The sequence below is a fragment of the Pseudomonas sp. 2835 genome, from assembly GCF_050435905.1.
Classification (GTDB): domain Bacteria; phylum Pseudomonadota; class Gammaproteobacteria; order Pseudomonadales; family Pseudomonadaceae; genus Aquipseudomonas.
Window position 1 is genome coordinate 150,893 of record NZ_JBNDLE010000004.1, and the last position, 20,837, is coordinate 171,729.

A 20,837-nucleotide genomic window follows, 5' to 3' on the forward strand; every position below is an offset into this window, starting at 1 on the left:
CCCGGCGATGCGGCTTTAGGCCCAAGGCTACACGTCACTGCCGGTGCGGTCACCTTGGACGAGGATTCAGCGAACACACGTTCGCTGAAAAACCCAAAAATGACCAGAACCCTCACAATCGTCATATCTTAACGGCATCAGCGCGCCGGCGAAACGGCCTGCGCCGCCTCCGGCAGCAATGCCGCCAGCGGATCCTCCAACCAACGCTCGACCAACGGCCAGACCTGCGCTTGCGCCGGCTTGCTGACCAGCATGTCGACGTGGCCAAAGTTATCGAAGCCGTCTTCGCGGCCGAGGCGAACAAACTGCTTGTGCTCACTGCCCAGTTGCTCGAACAGCTTGCGACAGGCCCATACCGGGTCCTGGTGATCACCGGCACCGGCCACGGCCAGCACCGGCACCTCAACTTCGGCCAGCCCCGCCCACCAGTCGCAGTCCTTGTCGCCAAAACGGCCAAACAGGCCGAACCAGCGCATGCTTTCCAGCGCCAGGCCAATCGGCTCGTCTTCCGGGCCGCGCTTGAGCCGCGAGCCGGAAATCTGCGCAAAGCGCTTGAGCAGCAGGCGCCCGCCCCACTCCACCGGCGGCAGCTTCAGCGGCCAGTAGGTACGGCTGACCTGGGTACCAAAAAACGCCACGCTGGCCACCTGCTCGGCGCCCAGGTACTGGCCACCGAGGGCTGCCGCCAGGGTGGTGCCGCCCAGCGAGTGACCGATCCAGTGCGCAGGCCTGCCGGCCTGCTCGCAGACGAACGCGGCAATCACCGGCAGGTCGTAACGGGCGTAGTCAGCAACGCGGTTGTTGCGATAGCCATGGTTGCGCGGCGACAGGCCGTGGCCGCGCATCTCCGGAATCCACACATCGAAACCGGCGCGCGCCAGGTAAGCGCCCAGGCCAATGCCCCGGGGCGAATACCAGAAGCGCCGGTTGGAAAAGCTGCCGTGCAACAGAATGACCGGGGTGCCACGCACCTCGGCTTGATCGGCCATGCCCAGGCGGGTGAGCGCAAGCTCGACGCTGCGATCCGGGCTGTTACCGGCTTTGATCCGGTACACGTCCTCGCTCAGGTCGCCACGGCGCTCGGCACTGAGCAAGGCCACGGGAAAAAGGGTACTGCTGCTTTGCATAGGGTTCTTGCACAAAAAAGGGCGAGATCCATCACTGGAACACGCCCTGGAATACGGTCGGACCCTTCACCGGCGTATCGCCAGGTGAAGGATCCGGTTCAGCGCATCAGTTCGCGGCCTGGCCTTCAGCCAGGAAGAACCAGGTCTCAAGCACCGAGTCCGGGTTCAGCGAGACGCTTTCGATGCCCTGTTCCATCAGCCATTTGGCCAGGTCCGGGTGGTCGGATGGGCCCTGGCCGCAGATGCCGATGTACTTGCCAGCCTTGTTACAGGCCTGGATGGCGTTGGCCAGCAGCTTCTTCACCGCGGGGTTACGCTCGTCGAACAGGTGCGCAATGATCCCCGAGTCGCGGTCCAGGCCCAGGGTCAGCTGGGTCAGGTCGTTGGAACCGATGGAGAAGCCGTCGAAGAACTCGAGGAATTCCTCGGCGAGGATGGCGTTGGACGGCAGTTCGCACATCATGATCACGCGCAGGCCGTTGTCGCCACGGGCCAGGCCGTTTTCGGCGAGCAGGTCGACGACCTGGCTGGCCTCGCCCAGGGTGCGCACGAACGGCACCATGATCTCGACGTTGGTCAGGCCCATCTCGTTGCGCACGCGCATGAGGGCGCGGCACTCGAGCTCGAAGCAGTCACGGAAGGTTTCGCTGATGTAGCGCGACGCACCGCGGAAACCCAGCATCGGGTTTTCTTCTTCCGGCTCGTAGAGCTTGCCGCCGATCAGGTTGGCGTATTCGTTGGACTTGAAGTCCGACAGGCGCACGATGACCTTCTTCGGCCAGAACGCCGCGGCCAGGGTGCTGATGCCTTCGACCAGTTTCTCGACGTAAAAGCCGACCGGGTCGTTGTAGCCGGCAATGCGCTTGTCGACGCTCTCTTTGAGCTCGGCAGGCAGGCCTGCGTAGTTGAGCAGCGCCTTGGGGTGCACGCCGATCATGCGGTTGATGATGAACTCCAGGCGCGCCAGGCCGACACCGGCGTTGGGCAGCTGGGCAAAATCAAAGGCGCGGTCCGGGTTGCCGACGTTCATCATGATCTTGAACGGCAGCTCCGGCATGGCGTCGACGGAGTTCTTGCGCACGTCAAAGCCGAGCTCGCCTTCGAAGATGAAACCGGTATCGCCTTCGGCACACGACACGGTCACGCCCTGGCCATCCTTGAGCAACTGGGTGGCGTTGCCGCAACCCACCACCGCCGGAATCCCCAGTTCACGGGCGATGATCGCCGCGTGGCAGGTACGCCCGCCACGGTTGGTGACGATGGCGCTGGCGCGCTTCATGACCGGTTCCCAGTCAGGGTCGGTCATGTCCGAAACCAGTACGTCACCGGGCTGGACCTTGTCCATCTCCGAGACGTCCTTGATGATCCGCACCTTGCCGGCGCCGATGCGCTGGCCGATGGCACGGCCTTCGACCAGCACGGTGCCGGTCTCTTTGAGCAGGTAGCGCTCCATGACGTTGGCCTGGGCGCGGCTCTTCACGGTTTCAGGGCGGGCCTGAACGATGTACAGCTTGCCGTCGTCACCGTCCTTGGCCCACTCGATATCCATCGGGCACTTGTAGTGCTTCTCGATGATCATCGCCTGCTTGGCCAGCTCGCTGACTTCAGCGTCGCTCAGGCAGAAACGGGTGCGGTCGGCCTTGTCGACATCAACGGTCTTGACCGAGCGACCGGCCTTGGCTTCTTCGCCATAGACCATCTTGATCGCCTTGCTGCCCAGGTTGCGGCGCAGGATCGCCGGGCGGCCAGCTTCCAGGGTACCTTTGTGCACGTAGAATTCGTCGGGGTTGACCGCACCCTGAACGACGGTTTCACCCAGGCCGTAGGCGCCGGTGATGAATACCACGTCACGAAAGCCCGACTCGGTGTCGAGGGTAAACATCACGCCGGCGGTGCCGGTTTCCGAGCGGACCATGCGCTGCACGCCGGCCGACAGGGCGACCAGCTTGTGGTCGAAGCCCTGGTGCACGCGGTAGGAGATGGCGCGGTCGTTGAACAGCGAAGCGAATACTTCCTTGGCGGCGCGGATGACGTTGTCGACGCCGCGGATGTTCAGGAAGGTTTCCTGCTGGCCGGCGAACGAGGCGTCCGGCAGGTCTTCGGCGGTGGCCGAGGAGCGCACGGCCACGGCCATGTTCGGGTTGCCCTGGGACATGGCGGCGAAGGCAGTGCGGATTTCGGCGTTCAGACGCTCGGGGAACTCGGCTTCCATGATCCACTGACGGATCTGCGCACCGGTCTTGGCCAGGGCGTTGACGTCGTCAACATCCAGCGCGTCGAGGGCGGCGTGGATCTGGGCGTTCAGGCCGCTCTGCTCGAGAAAGTCACGATACGCCTGAGCCGTAGTGGCAAAGCCGCCGGGGACCGAGACACCGGCGCCCGCGAGGTTACTGATCATCTCGCCGAGGGATGCGTTCTTGCCCCCCACATGCTCTACATCATGGACGCCGAGCTTATCGAGGGAAACTACGTACTCTACCAAGGTGATCTCTCCACTAACTGTGTTGGAAAAGCTCAGGTCGCCCGCCTGCCAGCTCTGGCTTGGCCGGGCGCTTGTGGCCTGGACCTGGAAAATAAGTGAGAATGCCGAACGCAGTGTTCGGTAAACCGAACCTATCATATCCAAGATTCGTCACCAGCTTAAGGCCCAAGGCGCAAATGAAACGATCTGCTTTCTTTATCTCCGATGGCACCGGCATTACCGCCGAGACGCTGGGACAAAGTCTTCTAGCGCAGTTCGATACCATTCCGTTCAATAAATTCACGCGTCCGTACATCGACAGCGTGGAAAAAGCGCGGGTGATGGTACAACAAATCAATAGCGCCGCTGAGAAAGACGGTGTGCGCCCGATCATCTTCGACACCATCGTCAATCAGGATATCCGCGAGATCCTCGCCACCTCCAACGGCTTCATGATCGACATCTTCTCGACCTTCCTGGCCCCGCTGGAGCAGGAACTGACCGCCCATTCCTCCTATTCGGTGGGCAAATCCCACTCGATCGGCGGCAATTCCAACTACATGGAGCGCATCGAGGCGGTCAACTTCGCCCTCGACAACGACGACGGCGCGCGCACCCATTATTACGACAAGGCCGACCTGATCCTGGTGGGCGTGTCGCGCTGCGGCAAGACCCCGACCTGCCTGTACATGGCGATGCAATTCGGCATCCGCGCGGCCAACTACCCGCTGACCGAAGACGACATGGAGCGCCTGCAACTGCCCCAGGCCCTGAAAAACCACCAGCACAAGCTCTTCGGCCTGACCATCGACCCCGACCGCCTGACCGCCATCCGCCACGAGCGCAAGCCCAACAGCCGCTACGCAAGCTTTGCCCAGTGCGAGTTCGAGGTGCGTGAAGTGGAGAACCTGTTCCGCCGCGAGAACATTGCGCACATCAACTCCACGCATTTCTCCGTGGAAGAGATTGCGGCGAAGATTCTGGTCGAGAAAGGTGTAGAGCGAAGGTTCAAGTAGGCTTCAAGCTTCAAGCTTCAAGCGACAAGAAAAAGCGGACGGCGCTGTGGGTGAGAAAGTTGCTAGCTTGCCGAGTAGCAAGCTGAAAGCTGCAAGCGGAAACAACGCATTCCACTTGCAGCTTGTAGCTTAAAGCTAGCCGCTTAAGACGGCATCACCGTTGCCTGGCCACTCAGGGCCAGGTCCACCAGCTCGCGGTTGGCCACCGCGTACATGGCGTAGTCGGTGCCGGTAGCGGCACGCAGTTCGTCGAGCATGGCGCGCCAGCGCTCGACCATGACCCGGTGCTGATCCAGCCACAGGGCCACGCGGGCATCCATGTCCTGCGGTGCATCAATCATCTGCAGCACCGAGATGGTGATCGCCCGTTGCTGCAGGTCGATATCATCGCGGAAGGCTTCACGGGCCAGGGCCTGCCAGTTGTTTTCCACCGGCAGGTTGCTGATTTCCTGCAGGTACCAGGTCAGGTCCAGGGCGCTGCCAACGGCGAAGAACGCCTTGGCCACTTCGGCCGGGTCCTGGCCGGTGACGTCGGAAGCTTCGATGATCGGCAACAGGGTGTACAGGTGCGTGGTGCCAGCCACCATGCGCGCCAGCAGTTCCGGCACGCCGGCTTCGACGAAGCCCTGGTAACGGGTCATCCAGCGCTCACGGGTCGGCCCTTCCAGCAGTTCGTCGAGTTTCAGGCCCAGGGCGGCGATTTTCGGCCCGAAGTGCGCCACGTCACGCCCGGCATCCTGCTCGTTGCGACGGCTACGCAGGAACCAGCGGGTCGCGCGGCGGCCCAGGCGCATCAGCTCGTCCATCAGGGTCAGCTGGATTTCAGCCGGGACCTGATAGTCCAGCGCCTCGATCTGACGGAACCAGTGCGGCAGGTGGAAGATGTCGCGCACGATCACGTAGGCGCCAGCGACGTTCGCCGGGCTCATGCCGGTGGACTCTTTCAAGCGCTGAACGAAGGTGATGCCCATGTTGTTGACCAGATCGTTGGCGATCTGGGTGCTGACAATCTCGCGTTTCAGGCGATGGCGGCGCATGGCCTCAGCGAACTTGCTCACCAGCGACGGCGGGAACGCGGTTTCCATGTCGCGGGTCAGGTAGTCGTCGTCCGGTACCAGCGACTTGAGCAACTGTTCCTTGAGGTCGATCTTGCTGTACGAGATCAACACCGACAGCTCGGCACGGGTCAGGCCCTGGCCAGCGGCCAGGCGCTCGGCCAGTTGCTCTTCGGTCGGCAGGAACTCGATGGCGCGGTCCAGCTTGCCACGGCCCTCGAGGTCGGCCATCAGGCGCTTGTATTCAGCGATGCGCTCTTTGGCCCGACGCGCAGCCAGCGACAGCGCCTGGGTCTGCTTGTAGTTGTTGCCCAGCACCAGGCCGGCCACTTCGTCGGTCATGCTGCCCAGCAGCTGGTTGCGCTGCTTCTCGGTCATGTCGCCAGCCTGCACCACTTCGTTGAGCAGGATCTTGATGTTGACCTCGTGGTCGGAGCAGTCCACGCCACCGGCGTTGTCAATGAAGTCGGTGTTGGTGGCGCCGCCGTTCAAGCCGAACTCGACCCGGCCCAGCTGGGTCATGCCGAGGTTGCCGCCCTCGCCCACCACCTTGCAGCGCAGCTCGTTGCCGTCTACGCGCAGGGCGTCGTTGGCCTTGTCGCCGACGTCGGCGTGGCTTTCTTCACTGGACTTGACGTAGGTACCGATACCGCCGTTCCACAGCAAGTCGACCGGCGCCTTGAGCAGTGCGTTGAGCAGTTCGGTCGGGGTCAGCTTGTCGGCGTCGATGGCGAAGCGCTCTTTCATCTGCGCGGTGATCGCGATGCTTTTCGCACTGCGCGGGAAGATCCCGCCGCCTTCGGACATGATGCTGGTGTCGTAGTCGCTCCAGGCCGAACGCGGCAGGTCGAACAGGCGCTGGCGCTCGGCGAAGCTGCTGGCCGGCTCCGGGTTCGGGTCTATGAAAATGTGCAGGTGGTTGAACGCCGCCACCAGTTGCAGCTTGTCGGACATCAGCAAGCCGTTGCCGAACACGTCACCGGCCATGTCGCCGACGCCGACCACGGTGATCGGGTCTTCCTGGACGTTGATGCCGCGCTCACGGAAGTGACGCTGCACGCCAACCCAGGCGCCACGGGCGGTAATGCCCATTTTCTTGTGGTCGTAACCGGCCGAGCCACCAGAGGCGAACGCATCGCCGAGCCAGAAGCCGTAGTCGATGGCAATGCCGTTGGCGATGTCGGAGAAGGTCGCGGTACCTTTGTCGGCAGCCACCACCAGGTACGGGTCATCGTCGTCATGCCGGACGACGTTGGCCGGCGGTACCAGGGCGCCGTCCTTGAGGTTGTCGGTGATGTCCAGCAGGCCGGAAATGAAGATCCGGTAGCAGGCGATGCCTTCGGCCTGGATATCGTCGCGGCTGCCGCCCAGCGGCAGGCGACGCGGCAGGAAACCGCCCTTGGCGCCGACCGGCACGATCACCGAGTTCTTCACCTGCTGGGCTTTTACCAGGCCCAGCACTTCGGTGCGGAAGTCTTCTTCGCGGTCCGACCAGCGCAGGCCGCCGCGGGCGACGTTGCCAAAGCGCAGGTGCACGCCCTCGACCCGTGGCGAGTAGACGAAGATCTCGAACTTCGGCACCGGCTTGGGCAGCTCGGGGATCAGCTTGGGGTTGAACTTGAAGCTGAAGTACGACTTGTTATGGCCCTGGGCATCGGTCTGGTAGAAGTTGGTGCGCAGGGTGGCCTTGATCAGGTCCAGGTAGCGACGCAGGATGCGGTCTTCGTTGAGCACCTGAACATCGTCCAGGGCAGTCAGGATGGCCTGTTCCAGACGCTGCTGCTTGTCGTCGAGGTCGTCGCTGGTGAGCTTGCGCGCCAGGTAGAAGCGGGTTTTGAACAACCGGGTCAGCTCGCGGGCGATGTCGGTGTGGTTGTTCAGGGTGCTGGCGATGTAACCGAGGTCAAAGCCCAGGCGGATCTGCTTGAGGTAGCGGGCGTAGGCACGCAGCAGCGCCACGTCACGCCATGGCAGGCCGGCAGTCAGCACCAGGCGGTTGAAGGCATCGTTCTCGGCATCGCCATTGACGATGTGCACGAAGGCATCCTGCAAGGTGTCGTTGAGTTGCTGGATGTCGAGGTTCAGGCCTTCGGCGGCGGTGAAGGCAAAGTCATGAATCCAGTACTCGCGGCCATTGGCATGGCGCAGGCGGTACGGGAACTCGCCGAGCACGCGCAGGCCGAGGTTCTCCAGGATCGGCAATACATCCGACAGCGCCAGCGGCGTATCAGCGTGGTACAGCTTGCAGTGCAGTTGCTGTTTGCCGGCCTGGGTCAGCGGCTGGTAGAAGCTCATGACCAGCGGCTTGCGCTCGGACAAGGTCAGCAGGTGCTGCATGTCGACCACCGCCGAATGGGCAGCGAAACGCTCGCGGTAACCGGCCGGGAAGCCTTTCGGGAAATCCGCCAGGACGTTGGTGCCCTGGGCTTCGCCGAAGCTTTCGACGGTCAGGCTGGCGTAGTCGTCCTGCCACGAACGGCAGGCCTGGATCACTTCGTTTTCCAGTTGCTGCGGGTCGATGTCGATGCGGTTTTTCGGGTCGACGCGCAGGATCAGCTGCACGCGGGCCAGCACCGACTCGGAGAAGAAGGTCCAGAACTCGCAGTCGCTGGCCTTGAGGCGCTCCATCAGCACCTGCTGGATCTTCTGCCGCACTTCGGTGGAGTAGATATCACGCGGCACGTAGGCCAGGCAGTAGCAGAAGCGGCCGTACGGGTCCTTGCGCAGGAACACGCGGATCTTGTTGCGTTCCTGGATCTGCACGATCGACATGACGGTGCTGAACAACTCGTCGACCGGGGTCTGGAACAGGTCGTCGCGCGGCAGCACTTCCAGGACCTGGGCCAGTTCCTTGCCCAGGTGGGCTTTAGGGTCGAAGTGCGAACGGCGCTCGACTTCAGCGACCTTGCCACGGATGTAGGGGATCGCGCGCACGCTCTCGCCATACACCGAGGAGGTGTACAGGCCCATGAAGCGGCATTCCTTGATGACCTTGCCGTCGGCATCCAGCTGGCGGATCGACACGTAGTCCGGGTAAGCCGGACGGTGCACGCGGCTTGGGTGCGCGGCCTTGGCGAAGGACAGCAGCAGCGGCTCTTGCAGGTAATTGACGGCGTAGTCTTCGATGCGCAGGTCTTCGGCGGTGAGACCGACGCGCAGCATGCGGGTCAAGCCGAGGAACGACTGCTCGTCATATTGCAGCTGGCCGCCCTGGGCGTCGCCATGCACAACGAATTCTTCGTAGCCGAGGAAGGTGAAGTGGTTGCCCAGCAGCCACTCGAGGAACGCCTTGACCTCGGCCTTTTCATTTTGTGCCGGGGCGTAGGCGGTTTGTTCAACCAGCGCCACGACCTCGCGCAGCTTGGCTTTCATCGGCTCGAAATCGGCGACGGCGACGCGCACTTCAGCCAGCACCTGCTCAAGCTCGCGGGTCAGCAGGTTGAGTTCGGCGGTGTTGGCGCAGCGGTCGATTTCCAGGTACATCAGCGATTCTTGCAGCACGCCTTCGCCCTGGGTGCCCTTGGGCAGAATTTCCAGCAGCTCGCCTTTCGGCCCACGACGCACGCTCAGTACGGTGGTCTGCAGGGTGTGGATGCTGTAGCCGCGGCGGTTGAGCTCGGTGCGCACCGAGTCGACCAGAAATGGCAGGTCATGGTGCAGGACTTCGACCGCCGTGTGGGTCGACTGCCAGCCATGACGCTCGTAATCGGGGTTGTAGACGCGAACCTGGGGCTGGGTGTGGTCAAAACGCTCGATGATGCGCCAGGCAGAGAGGGTGCAACCGGCCAGGTCCGACATGCGGCGCTGGGTGAGTTCGTCCAGAGAGATGATGCCGAAGAACTGTTCGGCGAACAGCGCCACTTGTGGCAGTGCCTGTTCGCTGATGTGCTGCGCCAGGGCCGCTTGCAGTTGATGCTGGAAGTCGGCTTTGCTGGCTGCGGTGAAAAACGCCATCTGTGGTACTCCGCTTGGGCTTTATTATTGAGTGAAGCGTCGCGCGCGTCCGCCGTTTACGGATCAACGATAGCCAACCCGTAGCAGGAGGACGGTAAAACCATAGAAACAGGCGCTCAAGGTGACCCGCAAGTCACATCTTCCCGCTCCACGGATGGGCATCTGCAAAAACGACTGCCAGCGCGGCTGTGTCTTTACGGGTGTCCATCGACAGCGCAGCTTAACGAGTGCCCGCCCGCCCCTGCTTGCGGTGCTGCGACATATTCGGTCATTGAGGTGCAACCGCACGTTTATCCACAGGCCGAAGACTGGCAGAATCGTGTTTCACCTAATTGATCGAGCCGCTCATGCAATTCAAGACCACCCTGCTCTTCGCCACCCCCTGCGATGATGAAGAAGACAACATGGCCACCCTGTGCTGCCACAGCGACAAGGGCCAGATGTTCATCATGACTCGCTACCCGGACGAAGACCGGGTGGACATCACCCTGGACGAGTATTACGCCCCCGTCGAAGGCCTGAAAGTTACTTTCAGCGCCGCGAGGCTGCTGATCGAAGTGGCACCGCTGGATGCCGATGCCCTCGGCGGTGACGACCAACTGGAAATCCTGCTTACCGCCGACGGCACCGACCTCGTCGAAGTCGAAGAAACCCTGCAGAACCTCCTCAAGGGCACCGGCACCTACGTCAGCGAGCTGTAATCGCTTACGCGGTTTCTTGACAAGGAACCGCTGCAAAAGGCATTGTCTGACAACCTGATTAATGAGCCTGCCCTCATGCTTGAGCTTCAGCGCCCCGACACCCTGGTTGAACGGGTTGTCGGCGCCATCCGCGCAGAAATCGATTCCGGTCGCCTGGCCGCCGAATCGCGCCTGCCCACCGAACAGCAACTGGCCGAGCAATTGAACGTCAGCCGCTCGGTGGTGCGCGAGGCGGTGGCCCAGCTCAAGGCGGATGGAGTGCTCATCGCCCGCCGTGGCCTGGGCTCGTACATTTCGCAAACCCCGACCGGCACGGTATTCCGCTTCCCTTCTGCCCAAGGCCGCAGCCCGGACCTGGTGCAGATGTTCGAAGTGCGCCTGTGGATCGAGACCCAGGCGGCCTCGGTAGCCGCCCAGCGCCGCGACGCCGCTGACCTTGCACGCATGAGCAAGGCCTTGCAGGAGATGCTCGACAAACGCAGCGAGTTTGCCGTGGCTGCCGCCGCTGACGTGGAGTTTCACCGGGCCATCGCCGAGGCCAGCAAGAACGATTATTTCGTCGCCTTTCATGATTTTCTGCGTGGCCAACTGGCCGCTGCCCGCCGCACCGCCTGGGAAAACTCCGCAGCGCATTCGGTGGGCGGTTCGGCCGATGCCCATCGCGAACACCAGGCGCTGTACCAGGCCATCGCCGATGGCGACCGGGTTGCCGCTGCAGCCTGTGCCGAAGCGCACCTGCGGGCCTCGGCCAAACGCCTGAAACTGGACCTGCCGAGTATCGACTGAACACCCTATAGAGCGGGCGCCGCTGCATGGCGCCCTTTTGTTTGACCTGCTTAGTCTGACAACCTGATAAGCAGACTCTCTGATAAGAACAAGCCAAGGTGACACCTGCATGATCTACGACTACTGCATCATCGGCGGCGGCATTGTCGGCCTCGCCACTGCCATGGCACTGCTGGAGCGCCAACCGGGCGCATCGCTGCTGATCCTCGAAAAGGAAAGCAGCCTGGCCAAGCACCAGACCGGGCATAACAGCGGCGTGATCCATGCGGGTATCTACTACGCGCCGGGCAGCCTCAAGGCCGACCTGTGCAAGCGCGGCGCCCAGGCCACCAAAGAGTTCTGCACAGAGCACCAGATCAAGTTCGAAGTCTGCGGCAAGTTGCTGGTGGCCTCGACGCCGCTGGAAGTCGAGCGCATGCACGCCCTGTATGAGCGCTCGCAGCAGAACGGCCTGAAGGTCGAGCAGCTGGATGCCAAGGAGCTGCAACGCCGCGAGCCGAACATCGTCGGCCTCGGTGGCCTGTTCCTCGATGCCACCGGTATCGTCGACTACCAGCAGGTCTGCGAAGCCATGGCCCGGGTGATCCAGCGATTCGGCGGCGAAGTGCACCTGCAAACCACCGTGCGCGCTATTGTCGAAACCGCCGACAAGGTCACCATCAGCAGCGACGACAAGGTCTGGAGCGCCCGCCAGCTGGTGGCCTGCGCCGGCCTGCAATCCGACCGCCTGGCGACCTTGGCCGGGGTCAAGATCGACCACCAGATCATTCCCTTCCGTGGTGAATACTTCCGCCTGCCTGCGGCCAAGAACGACATCGTCAACCACCTGATCTATCCGATCCCCGACCCGGAGCTGCCGTTTCTTGGCGTGCACCTGACGCGGATGATCGACGGCAGCGTTACCGTCGGGCCGAACGCGGTACTGGGCCTGGGCCGGGAGAACTACCGCAAGTTCTCGGTGAACTGGCGCGACGTTGCCGAATACGCGCGTTTTCCGGGGTTCTGGAAAACCATCTGGAACAACCTTGGTTCCGGCACCGCCGAGATGAAGAACTCGCTGTTCAAAAGCGGCTACCTGGAGCAATGCCGCAAGTACTGCCCGTCGCTGAACATCGAAGACTTGCTGCCCTATGAGGCCGGCATCCGCGCCCAGGCGGTGATGCGCGACGGCACCCTGGTGCACGACTTCCTGTTCGCCGAGACGCCGCGCATGGTGCACGTCTGCAATGCACCCTCGCCGGCGGCCACCTCGGCCATCCCGATCGGCCAGATGATCGCCGAGAGGATCTTCAAGGCCCGCTGAATCCTGCTGCACACCTAACTACAAAGACAAAAAAGGAACACCCCACATGTCGGTACATGAGGCGGCTGCGGCCGCGAGCGAAACCCCGGAACAAAAACGCAAACGCCTGCGCAAGGTCGCCGCCGCGACCATCTTCGGCTCGATGCTGGAGTGGTACGACTTCTACCTGTACGCGACCATGGCGGCGATCGTCTTCTCGAAGATCTTCTTCGACCCGAGCAACCCGGCGGTGGCGTCGCTGCTGGCGTTCTCCACCTTCGCCATCGGCTTTATCGCCCGCCCCTTCGGCGGCGTGCTGTTCGGCTACCTGGGCGACCGCTTCGGTCGCAAGCAGGTACTGGTCATCACCTTCTGCATGATGGGCGTGTGCACCACCCTGATCGGCCTGATTCCAAGCTATGCCTCGATCGGCATCTGGGCGCCGATCATCCTCGTGCTGGTGCGCATCATCCAGGGCCTGGGCGCCGGTGCCGAGCTGTCCGGGGCGGCGGTGACCTCTTATGAGCACGCCAGCGAAGGCAAACGCGGCAGCCAGGGCGCCTGGCCGGCGCTGGGCCTGAACCTGGGCCTGCTGCTGTCGTCGCTGACCGTCTACCTGCTGACCATGAACGGCAACGAGTTCCTGCTCTCCGGCGGCTGGCGCATCCCGTTCATCTGCAGCATCGTGCTGGTCGGCGTCGGCCTGTGGGTGCGCAAAAGCATCCCGGAAACCCCTGACTTCAAAGAGCTCGACAAAACCCCGGCCAAAGACCAGGTTTCGCCGCTCAAGCTGCTGTTTCGCAACGACCTCAAGGGCCTGGCCGTGGTGTTCTTCGTCGCCATCGGCTACAACGCCCTGAGCTACATCTTCAAGACCTTCTCGCTGGCCTACCTGACCCAGTACAAGGGCGTCGAAGCCCATGTCACCTCGTTGTCGGTAACCATCGCCAGCCTGGTGGCGATCATCGCCGTGCCGTTCTTCGGCTGGCTGTGCGACAAATGGAGCAGCAAGACCGTGCTGATGCTCGGCGGGCTGTTCTCGGTGCTGTTTGCCTACCCGTTCCTGAGCCTGCTCAACACCGGCGAGCCGATGATGATTTACCTGGCGATTGCCATTGGTACCGGCATCCTCGCACCGATGATGTTTGCCCCACAGGGCTCGTTCCTCAGCCGTCAGTTCCCGACCCAGACCCGCTCTTCGGGCTTTGGCACCGGGCGCGAGATCGGCACCGCCGTGGCCGGCGGCCTGGCACCACTGGGTGGCCTGGCGCTGGTGGCCAATTCGGCGACCCACTCCACCGACGGCGTTGCGCTGATTCTGGTGGTGGCGGCGGTGTTTGTAGTGGTGTTTGCCCTGTGTGACCAGGGCCGCAAGCATTCCAGCTTCAAGAACTGACACCCCGGCTCCCACAGGGTCAGCGCGATCCCTGTGGGAGTTAGCTTTGCCGACGATGGGCTGCACAGCAGCCCCGACTTGACGATTTGAACAAATTTCCCTGCTGCCGTTAGTCGCCAGCCCCCCGGATGGATTAAAGTATCAGCCCCCGCCCGGGCGCTTTTACGCCGCACGCCCTGGCTTTTTTCCAGGAACCGTCAACGATGGAACACCGTGAGGCGCTGATCGCGCTGCGCACCTTTCTTTCAACCCAGATCCTGGGCCAGGAAAAACTCGTCGAGCGCTTGCTCATTGTGCTCCTCGCCGACGGCCACATGCTGGTCGAAGGCGCTCCGGGCCTGGCAAAGACCAAGGCCATCAAGGAACTGGCCGAAGGGGTCGAAGCCGAGTTCCATCGTATCCAGTTCACCCCCGACCTGCTCCCGGCCGACATCACCGGCACCGAGATCTATCGCCCGGAAACCGGCAGCTTCGTGTTCCAGCAGGGGCCGATCTTCCACAACCTGGTGCTGGCCGACGAAATCAACCGCGCCCCGGCCAAGGTCCAGTCGGCGCTGCTCGAAGCCATGGCCGAACGCCAGGTCAGCGTCGGGCGCAGCACCTACGAGCTGTCGCCGCTGTTCCTGGTGATGGCCACGCAGAACCCGATCGAGCAGGAAGGCACCTACCCGTTGCCTGAAGCCCAGCTCGACCGCTTCCTCATGCACGTCAAGATCGGCTTCCCGGATGCTGCCGTCGAGCGACGCATCCTCCAGCAAGCCCGCGGCGAGGCGCTCAACGGCGAGACCAAGCCGGAGCGCAGGGTCAGCCAGCAGGCGATCTTCGCTGCCCGCAAGGAAATCCTCGGCCTGTACATGGCCGATGCGGTAGAGGAATACCTGGTGCAACTGGTGATGGCCACCCGTACCCCGGCCAAGTTCGACCTGGAGCTGGCCGACTGGATCGCCTACGGCGCCAGCCCGCGCGGCTCGATTGCCCTCGACCGTTGTGCGCGGGCCCATGCCTGGCTGGCCGGGCGCGACTTCGTCAGCCCCGAAGACATCCAGGCGGTGCTGTTCGACGTACTGCGCCACCGCATCATTCTTTCCTTCGAGGCCGAGGCCGCAGGGATTGACCAGGACCGGGTGATCCAGCGCATCCTCGACGTCGTCGCCGTCGCCTGACCCCATGCCCAATCGCCTGCTGGCCGCGCCCGGAATCCGCATCAGCCTCGCCGAGCTGATCGAGATGCGTCATCGCGTGCGCGAAGTGCAGCTGTTCTCCCGGCCCGGCCAGCGCAGCCCGCTGGTCGGCCTGCACCACTCGAAACTGCGCGGGCGCGGGGTCGACTTCGACCAGGTGCGGGTTTACCAGGCCGGCGACGATGTGCGCAACATCGACTGGCGGGTGACCGCGCGCACCCAGGAGCCGCATACCAAGCTGTTTCATGAGGAGCGCGAGCGGCCGATCTTCATCCTCGTCGAACAGAGCCAGCGCCTGTTTTTCGGCTCGGGGCTGATGTTCAAGTCGGTGCTCGCCGCCCAGGCCGCCGCCCTGATCGGCTGGGCTGCGCTGGGCCACAACGACCGCATTGGCGGCCTGGTGTTCGGCGACAACGAGCACTACGAAATCAAGCCGCGGCGCAGCAAGCAGAGCCTGCTGCAACTGCTCAACCGCCTGGCGCGGGTCAACCAGTCGCTGCACACCGAAGCCGTGCCCCAGGCCGACAGCCTGGGCATCGCCCTGCGCCGCGCCCGCGAAGTGCTGCGCCCGGGCAGCCTGGCAATCATCATCTGCGACGAGCGGGCGCTGACGCCTGCGGTCGAGCAGCAACTGAGCCTGCTCTCGCGCCATTGCGACCTGCTGCTGTTGCCGCTGTCCGACCCGCTCGACCACGCCCTGCCCGCCGCCGGCCTGTTGCGCTTTGCCCAGCGCGGTGCGCAACTGGAGCTCGACACCCTCGACCCGACCCTGCGCAAGAGCTACCGCCAGCAAAGCGAAGCGCGCATCGAGCGCTGGGAGCTGCTGGCGCAAAAGCTGCGGGTGGTGCTGATGCCACTGAGCACCCAGAGCGAAATGATCGAGCAGCTGCGCGAATACCTCAACGCGCAACGACCGGGGAAAACCTCGTGAACCCGCTCGATCAGTTGCAGCCGCTGCTGACCCCGGCGCCAATCGGCTGGTGGCCGCTGGCCCCAGGTTGGTGGGCTCTGTTGTTGCTGCTGCCGCTGCTGGGCTGGGGCCTGTGGCGCCTGCGCCATTGGCGCCCGGGCAAAAAGCCCATCGTGCGCGCCGAACTGCCCCTGGACCCGGTTCGCATCGAAGCCCTGGCCGAACTCGCGCGCCTGCCCAAACCCTACGACGGCGCCCCGGCCGGTGCCTGGCTACAGCAGATCAACGCCCTGCTCAAGCGCCTGTGCCGCAACCATTACCCGGGCAGCCACAGCCATACCCTCAACGGCCGCCAATGGCTGGCGTTTCTTGATAACCGCTGCCCGGCCGCCGGCCTGACCCGCTGGATGGTACTGGTCGAAGGCGCCTACAAGCCCGAATGCAAACTCGACGACAAAGCCATCAACGGCCTCAACCAGTCGGTCGAAACCTGGATCCGCAAACATGTTTGAGCTGGCCTGGCCGTGGATCTTCGTGCTGCTACCGCTGCCTTGGCTGGCGCGCTTGCTGCTGCCGGCCGCCGACAGCGGCGAGCCGGTGCTCAAGGTCAGCTTCCTCGATGAACTCGAAGGCTTGGCCGGCCGCCGCGCGCGCCTGAACCTGCCGACCTGGCGCCAGCAGGCGCCGTTCGTGCTGGTCTGGCTGTTGCTGCTGTTCGCCGCCGCCCGCCCGCAGTGGCTGGGCGAACCGCTGCCAGTGGCCGCCAGTGGCCGCGACCTGCTGGTGGCCGTGGATGTTTCCGGCTCCATGGACTTCCCCGACATGCAGTGGCAAGGCGACGACGTTAGCCGCCTGAGCCTGGTCAAGGCCCTGCTCGGCGATTTTCTTGAAGAACGCCAGGGTGATCGCGTCGGCTTGATCCTGTTCGGCAGCCAGGCCTACCTGCAGGCGCCGCTGACCTTCGACCGGCGCACCGTACGCACCTTCCTCGATGAAGCGCAGATCGGCATCGCCGGCAAGAACACCGCCATTGGCGATGCCATCGGCCTGGCGCTCAAGCGCCTTCGCCAGCGCCCGGCGCAGAGCCGGGTACTGGTGCTGGTCACCGACGGCGCCAACAACGGCGGGCAGATCCACCCGCTGACCGCCGCGCGCCTGGCCGCCCAGGAAAACGTGCGCATCTACACCATCGGCATTGGCGCCGACCCTGAGCAGACCGGCACCGCCGGCTTGCTGGGCATCAACCCGAGCCTGGACCTGGACGAAGCCTCACTTAAGGAAATCGCCGAGCTGACCGGCGGCAGCTACTTCCGCGCCCACGACGGCGCAGAACTGCAAGCCATCGGCGAGGCCCTCGACCGCCTTGAGCCGGTAGCCCAGCAGCCGACCCAGGCGCGCACCGCCGAGCCACTGTACAGCTGGCCGTTGGCTCTGGCGCTGTTGCTCAGCGTGCTGCTGGTGGTCGAGCAGCAATGGCCCGACAACCTGCTGCAGCGCCTGCTGCGCCGCCCGCGCTTTTTGCAGCCACACCCGGAATGGCGCCAGCGCCTGCAACGGCTGCGCTTGAGGAGGCGGCGATGAACGAACTGTGGCCGCAATGGCTACGCCCGCTGTGGCTGGTCGTCCTGCCGCTGCTGGCCTGGCTGCTGTGGAAGCTCTGGCACCGGCAAAAACGCGCCGGGCGCTGGCAGATGATCCTGCCTGCGGCCTTCCATGCCGTGCTGCTCGGCGGCGGTAACGGTCGCGACAGCAAACTGCCGTGGATCGCCCTGGGCCTTGCCTGGCTGATCACCGTGCTGGCCCTGGTGGGCCCAAGCTGGCAGCGCCTGGAGGACACCCGCCAGCGCCCGGCCGACCCGCTGGTGGTGCTGCTTGAGCTGACCCCGCAGATGCTTGCCGACGACGCCGCGCCAAACCGCCTGGAACAGGCCCGACGCAAGATCCTCGACCTGCTCGAGCACCGCCGCGACAGCCAGACCGCGATCATCGTCTACGCCGGCAGCGCGCACACCCTGGTGCCGCTGTCCGACGACCTGGCCACCAGCCGCAACCTGCTCGAAGCCCTGGACCCGGCGATCATGCCGCAAGCCGGCCAGCGCGCGGATCTTGCCGTGCGCAAGGGCCTGGCCCTGCTCGCCCAGGCAGGCATCGGCCAGGGCCGGCTGCTGTTGATCGGCTCATCGCTCGATACCCAGGAGCGCCAGGGCATCGTCCAGGCGCTGGGCCGCCAGGGCCCGAGCCTGTTGATGCTCGGCGTCGGCAGCGCCGAGGGGGCGCCGGTCAGGCAGGCCAACGGCGAGTTCCTCAAGGACGATCAGGGCGGCATCCTCTTGCCGCGCCTCGACAGCGCCAGCCTCAAAGCCTTTGTCACCAGTACCGGCGGGCGTTATCGCAGCGCCCGCATCGACGACCTCGACCTGCGCGGCCTGCGCCTGTTCGACAACCCGCGCAGCCTGCGAGACGATGGCCAGACCGTGCAGCTCGACAGCTGGGCCGACCAGGGCTATTGGCTGTTGCTGCCACTGTTGCTGCTGGCCGCCTGCGCCGGCCGCCGTGGCTGGCTGTTCTGCCTGCCGTTGCTGCTGGCCCTGCCGCAACCAAGCTACGCCTTCGAGTTCAACGACCTGTGGCTGCGCCCCGACCAGCAAGGCCGACGTCTGCTTGAACAGCAGCGCCCGGCCGAAGCTGCACGGCACTTCGACGACCCGCAATGGAAAGGCCTGGCGCTGTATGAAGCCGGCGACTACAACGGCGCCGCCCGCCAGTTCGCCCAAGGCAACAGCGCCGCCGACCATTACAATCGCGGCAACGCCCTGGCCCGTAGCGGTGAACTGGAAGCCGCGCTGGATGCCTACGAACAGGCCCTGGAGCGCCAGCCTGAACTGCAACCGGCGCTGGCCAACAAAGCCCTGGTCGAACAATTGCTGCAACAACGCCAGGCCGAACAGGCCCCCGAGCAGCCGTCCGAAGACACCCAGCAAAGCAACCCAAACAGCAGCAGCGACGCTGCCAGCAGCTCGCAGAACGCCCAGGACCAGGCCGCGGCAAAACCTGCTCAGGACCCGGACCAAGCAGCCAAGCCTGAGGACAACGGCAACGAGCAGGCGCAAAACCAGGCCAGCGGCGCGGACGACGATGACACCACCCGCCCGCCCCAACGCCCAACCGACAGCAGCCTTGACGCCGAACAGCGCCAGGCCCTGGAACAATGGCTGCGGCAGATCCCGGATAACCCGGCCGAGCTGTTGCGGCGTAAATTCTGGTATGAACAGCAACAACATCAGGAAACCCATCGATGAGTCGCGTCTGCGTCCTGGTCTTGAGCCTCTTTATCGCCCTGCAGGTACAGGCGGCGGCGCTGCTCGCCAGCGTCGACCGCACTCGCCTGAATGCCGGCGAAACCCTTGAGCTGACCCTCGAGACCCAGGATGTCACCCAATTCGGCAAGCCCGACCTGACGCCGCTCGATGCCAGCTTCGAAGTGCGTGGCACCCGCCAGGTCAACAGCCTCAACAGCCTCGACGAGAACAGCGCCAACACCCGCTGGATCATCACCCTGCTGCCGCGCCAGAGCGGCAGCGTGGAGATTCCTGCCTTGCAGCTGGGCGAGGTGCGCAGCCAGCCGATCAGCCTGCAGATCCAGGCCAACGAGGTCAGCAGCGAAAACCACGGCCCGGTGTTCATCGACGCCAGCCTCGATCAGCCGGAGGTCTACGTGCAGGCCCAGGCGGTGCTGACCCTGAGCATCTATCACTCGGTGCCGCTGTACGATGACAGCAGCCTCAGCCCGCTGCAGCTGGACAACGCCAAGGTCGAGCCGCTGGGCGAGTCGCGCACCTTCGAGAAAGTCATCGACGGTGTACGCCACGGCGTGATCGAAATGCGCTATGCGATCTACCCGCAGCAAAGCGGCGACCTGAACATCCCGGCCCTGACCTTCAGCGCCACCGCCGCGCAGAACGACGCCGAGCAGGAACTCAACACCCCGCGCGCCGGCAAGCAGGTGCAGGTCAGCTCGACGCCGCTGGTGCTGACGGTCGACCCGATCCCGGCCGATTACCCGGCCGATACGCCATGGCTGCCGGCCAACAGCCTGACCCTCGAAGAACACTGGAGCCCGGATCCGGCGCAACAACAGTCGCAGATCGGCGACTCGCTGACCCGCACCGTGATCCTCCAGGCCGAGGGCTTGTCCAGCGCCCAGTTGCCACCACTGCCCGGCACCGAAGTGACCGGCCTGCGCCGCTACCCGGACCAGCCGCAACTGCGCAACCAGGTCAACGACCGCGGCCTGCTCGGCGTACGCGAAGAACGCGAGGCACTGGTACCGACCCACGCCGGCAGGCTGGAACTGCCGAGCCAGGAAGTGGTCTGGTGGAACACCCGCGAAGATCATCTGGAGCGCAGCAACCTGCCCGCACGCAGCCTGCAGATACAGGACAACCCGGCGCTGAGCGCCGACAAGCCGGCCAGCGTCGACCCGGTCACAGTGCACACCTACCTGCTCTGGCCCTGGCAACTGAGTACCCTGGTACTGGCCCTGACCACCCTGCTGGGCTTTGCCCTGTGGTGGCGGGCGCGTTCGCAACCGGCGGTGCTGCGCGCGGCGCAAACCGGGCCGAGCCCGCGCACCCTGCTTGATGACCTCAAGCGCGCGTGCCAGGCCAACGACCCACAGGCTACGCGCCAGGCCCTGGATGCCTGGGCGCGCCAGCAACCGGAAACCCTGGCCGAGATGGCCGCGCGTTTCGTGCCGCTGTCCGATGCCCTCGATGGCCTCAACGGCGCGCTGTACAGCGAAAGCGGGCAGTATTGGCAAGGTGAAGAATTATGGCGGGCGATTGGAACCATCCCGGCCGCCGAGCAGGTCCAGCCTGCACAAAGCGAGAACGGCAGCTTGCCGCCGCTGTACCCCAAATAACCTCAAGGCGTGACGCCCCGGGCGCCACGCCGGCACACTGCGGAACC

Annotated in this window: 14 protein-coding genes; 11 read left to right on the forward strand and 3 right to left on the reverse strand. The window is 64.3% G+C overall.

Annotated elements, in window-relative coordinates; genetic code table 11:
- Positions 1-137: 137 nt before the first annotated feature.
- A complete protein-coding gene (locus ABIE20_RS07000; RefSeq protein ID WP_429503905.1) occupies positions 138-1,127 on the reverse strand; it encodes an alpha/beta fold hydrolase in 990 nt (329 codons plus the stop codon).
- 106 nt (positions 1,128-1,233) lie between these two features.
- Positions 1,234-3,609 (reverse strand): phosphoenolpyruvate synthase, encoded by a 2,376-nt coding sequence (gene ppsA, locus ABIE20_RS07005; RefSeq protein WP_429503907.1) that lies wholly within the window; start codon positions 3,607-3,609, stop codon positions 1,234-1,236.
- Positions 3,610-3,785: 176 nt separating this feature from the next.
- Here ppsA and ppsR point away from each other — a divergent pair, with 176 nt between their 5' ends.
- On the forward strand, positions 3,786-4,604 hold the full coding sequence (ppsR, locus tag ABIE20_RS07010; protein ID WP_130265584.1) for a posphoenolpyruvate synthetase regulatory kinase/phosphorylase PpsR: 819 nt from the start codon (positions 3,786-3,788) through the stop codon (positions 4,602-4,604).
- Positions 4,605-4,747: 143 nt separating this feature from the next.
- On the opposite strand, the gene ABIE20_RS07015 is transcribed toward ppsR, so the two are convergent.
- Complete coding sequence (locus tag ABIE20_RS07015) at positions 4,748-9,613, reverse strand: NAD-glutamate dehydrogenase (protein ID WP_429503909.1); 4,866 nt, start codon at positions 9,611-9,613, stop codon at positions 4,748-4,750.
- A gap of 347 nt (positions 9,614-9,960) precedes the next feature.
- Here ABIE20_RS07015 and ABIE20_RS07020 point away from each other — a divergent pair, with 347 nt between their 5' ends.
- The 10 genes from ABIE20_RS07020 (at position 9,961) to ABIE20_RS07065 (ending at position 20,790) form a co-directional block, all read left to right on the forward strand.
- Positions 9,961-10,314, forward strand: coding sequence for a hypothetical protein (locus ABIE20_RS07020; protein ID WP_429503911.1), 354 nt, complete (start codon positions 9,961-9,963; stop codon positions 10,312-10,314).
- Positions 10,315-10,389: 75 nt separating this feature from the next.
- On the forward strand, positions 10,390-11,100 hold the full coding sequence (locus ABIE20_RS07025) for a FadR/GntR family transcriptional regulator (protein ID WP_429503913.1): 711 nt from the start codon (positions 10,390-10,392) through the stop codon (positions 11,098-11,100).
- Positions 11,101-11,209: 109 nt separating this feature from the next.
- Positions 11,210-12,403: an L-2-hydroxyglutarate oxidase gene (gene lhgO, locus ABIE20_RS07030; protein ID WP_429503915.1), complete on the forward strand. Its 1,194-nt coding sequence runs from the start codon at positions 11,210-11,212 to the stop codon at positions 12,401-12,403.
- A gap of 46 nt (positions 12,404-12,449) precedes the next feature.
- Positions 12,450-13,778 (forward strand): MFS transporter, encoded by a 1,329-nt coding sequence (locus ABIE20_RS07035; protein WP_429503917.1) that lies wholly within the window; start codon positions 12,450-12,452, stop codon positions 13,776-13,778.
- Between the two features lie 203 nt (positions 13,779-13,981).
- The gene (locus ABIE20_RS07040) at positions 13,982-14,941 is read left to right on the forward strand and encodes an AAA family ATPase (RefSeq protein ID WP_038994235.1); all 960 of its coding nucleotides are present in this window, start codon (positions 13,982-13,984) and stop codon (positions 14,939-14,941) included.
- 4 nt (positions 14,942-14,945) lie between these two features.
- Positions 14,946-15,890, forward strand: a complete 945-nt coding sequence (locus ABIE20_RS07045; RefSeq protein ID WP_115086014.1) for a DUF58 domain-containing protein — start codon at positions 14,946-14,948, stop codon at positions 15,888-15,890.
- Positions 15,887-16,381, forward strand: coding sequence for a DUF4381 domain-containing protein (locus ABIE20_RS07050; RefSeq protein WP_429503919.1), 495 nt, complete (start codon positions 15,887-15,889; stop codon positions 16,379-16,381). Before ABIE20_RS07045 ends, ABIE20_RS07050 begins: the two co-directional genes overlap by 4 nt.
- Positions 16,374-17,450, forward strand: a complete 1,077-nt coding sequence (locus ABIE20_RS07055) for a vWA domain-containing protein (protein ID WP_429503920.1) — start codon at positions 16,374-16,376, stop codon at positions 17,448-17,450. The genes ABIE20_RS07050 and ABIE20_RS07055 overlap by 8 nt, the downstream gene beginning before the upstream one ends.
- The gene (locus ABIE20_RS07060; protein ID WP_429503921.1) at positions 17,447-19,168 is read left to right on the forward strand and encodes a tetratricopeptide repeat protein; all 1,722 of its coding nucleotides are present in this window, start codon (positions 17,447-17,449) and stop codon (positions 19,166-19,168) included. The genes ABIE20_RS07055 and ABIE20_RS07060 overlap by 4 nt, the downstream gene beginning before the upstream one ends.
- A complete protein-coding gene (locus ABIE20_RS07065) occupies positions 19,165-20,790 on the forward strand; it encodes a BatD family protein (protein WP_429503922.1) in 1,626 nt (541 codons plus the stop codon). The genes ABIE20_RS07060 and ABIE20_RS07065 overlap by 4 nt, the downstream gene beginning before the upstream one ends.
- The last annotated feature ends 47 nt before the right edge of the window (positions 20,791-20,837 follow it).

Bases quoted from the DNA above. Each gene is read 5' to 3' on its own strand.
- ABIE20_RS07000 (WP_429503905.1), bottom strand. From the start codon at position 1,127: ATGCAAAGCAGCAGTACCCTTTTTCCCGTGGCCTTGCTCAGTGCCGAG.
- ppsR (WP_130265584.1), top strand. From the start codon at position 3,786: ATGAAACGATCTGCTTTCTTTATCTCCGATGGCACCGGCATTACCGCC.
- ABIE20_RS07015 (WP_429503909.1), bottom strand. From the start codon at position 9,613: ATGGCGTTTTTCACCGCAGCCAGCAAAGCCGACTTCCAGCATCAACTG.
- ABIE20_RS07020 (WP_429503911.1), top strand. From the start codon at position 9,961: ATGCAATTCAAGACCACCCTGCTCTTCGCCACCCCCTGCGATGATGAA.
- ABIE20_RS07025 (WP_429503913.1), top strand. From the start codon at position 10,390: ATGCTTGAGCTTCAGCGCCCCGACACCCTGGTTGAACGGGTTGTCGGC.
- lhgO (WP_429503915.1), top strand. From the start codon at position 11,210: ATGATCTACGACTACTGCATCATCGGCGGCGGCATTGTCGGCCTCGCC.
- ABIE20_RS07035 (WP_429503917.1), top strand. From the start codon at position 12,450: ATGTCGGTACATGAGGCGGCTGCGGCCGCGAGCGAAACCCCGGAACAA.
- ABIE20_RS07040 (WP_038994235.1), top strand. From the start codon at position 13,982: ATGGAACACCGTGAGGCGCTGATCGCGCTGCGCACCTTTCTTTCAACC.
- ABIE20_RS07045 (WP_115086014.1), top strand. From the start codon at position 14,946: ATGCCCAATCGCCTGCTGGCCGCGCCCGGAATCCGCATCAGCCTCGCC.
- ABIE20_RS07055 (WP_429503920.1), top strand. From the start codon at position 16,374: ATGTTTGAGCTGGCCTGGCCGTGGATCTTCGTGCTGCTACCGCTGCCT.
- ABIE20_RS07060 (WP_429503921.1), top strand. From the start codon at position 17,447: ATGAACGAACTGTGGCCGCAATGGCTACGCCCGCTGTGGCTGGTCGTC.
- ABIE20_RS07065 (WP_429503922.1), top strand. From the start codon at position 19,165: ATGAGTCGCGTCTGCGTCCTGGTCTTGAGCCTCTTTATCGCCCTGCAG.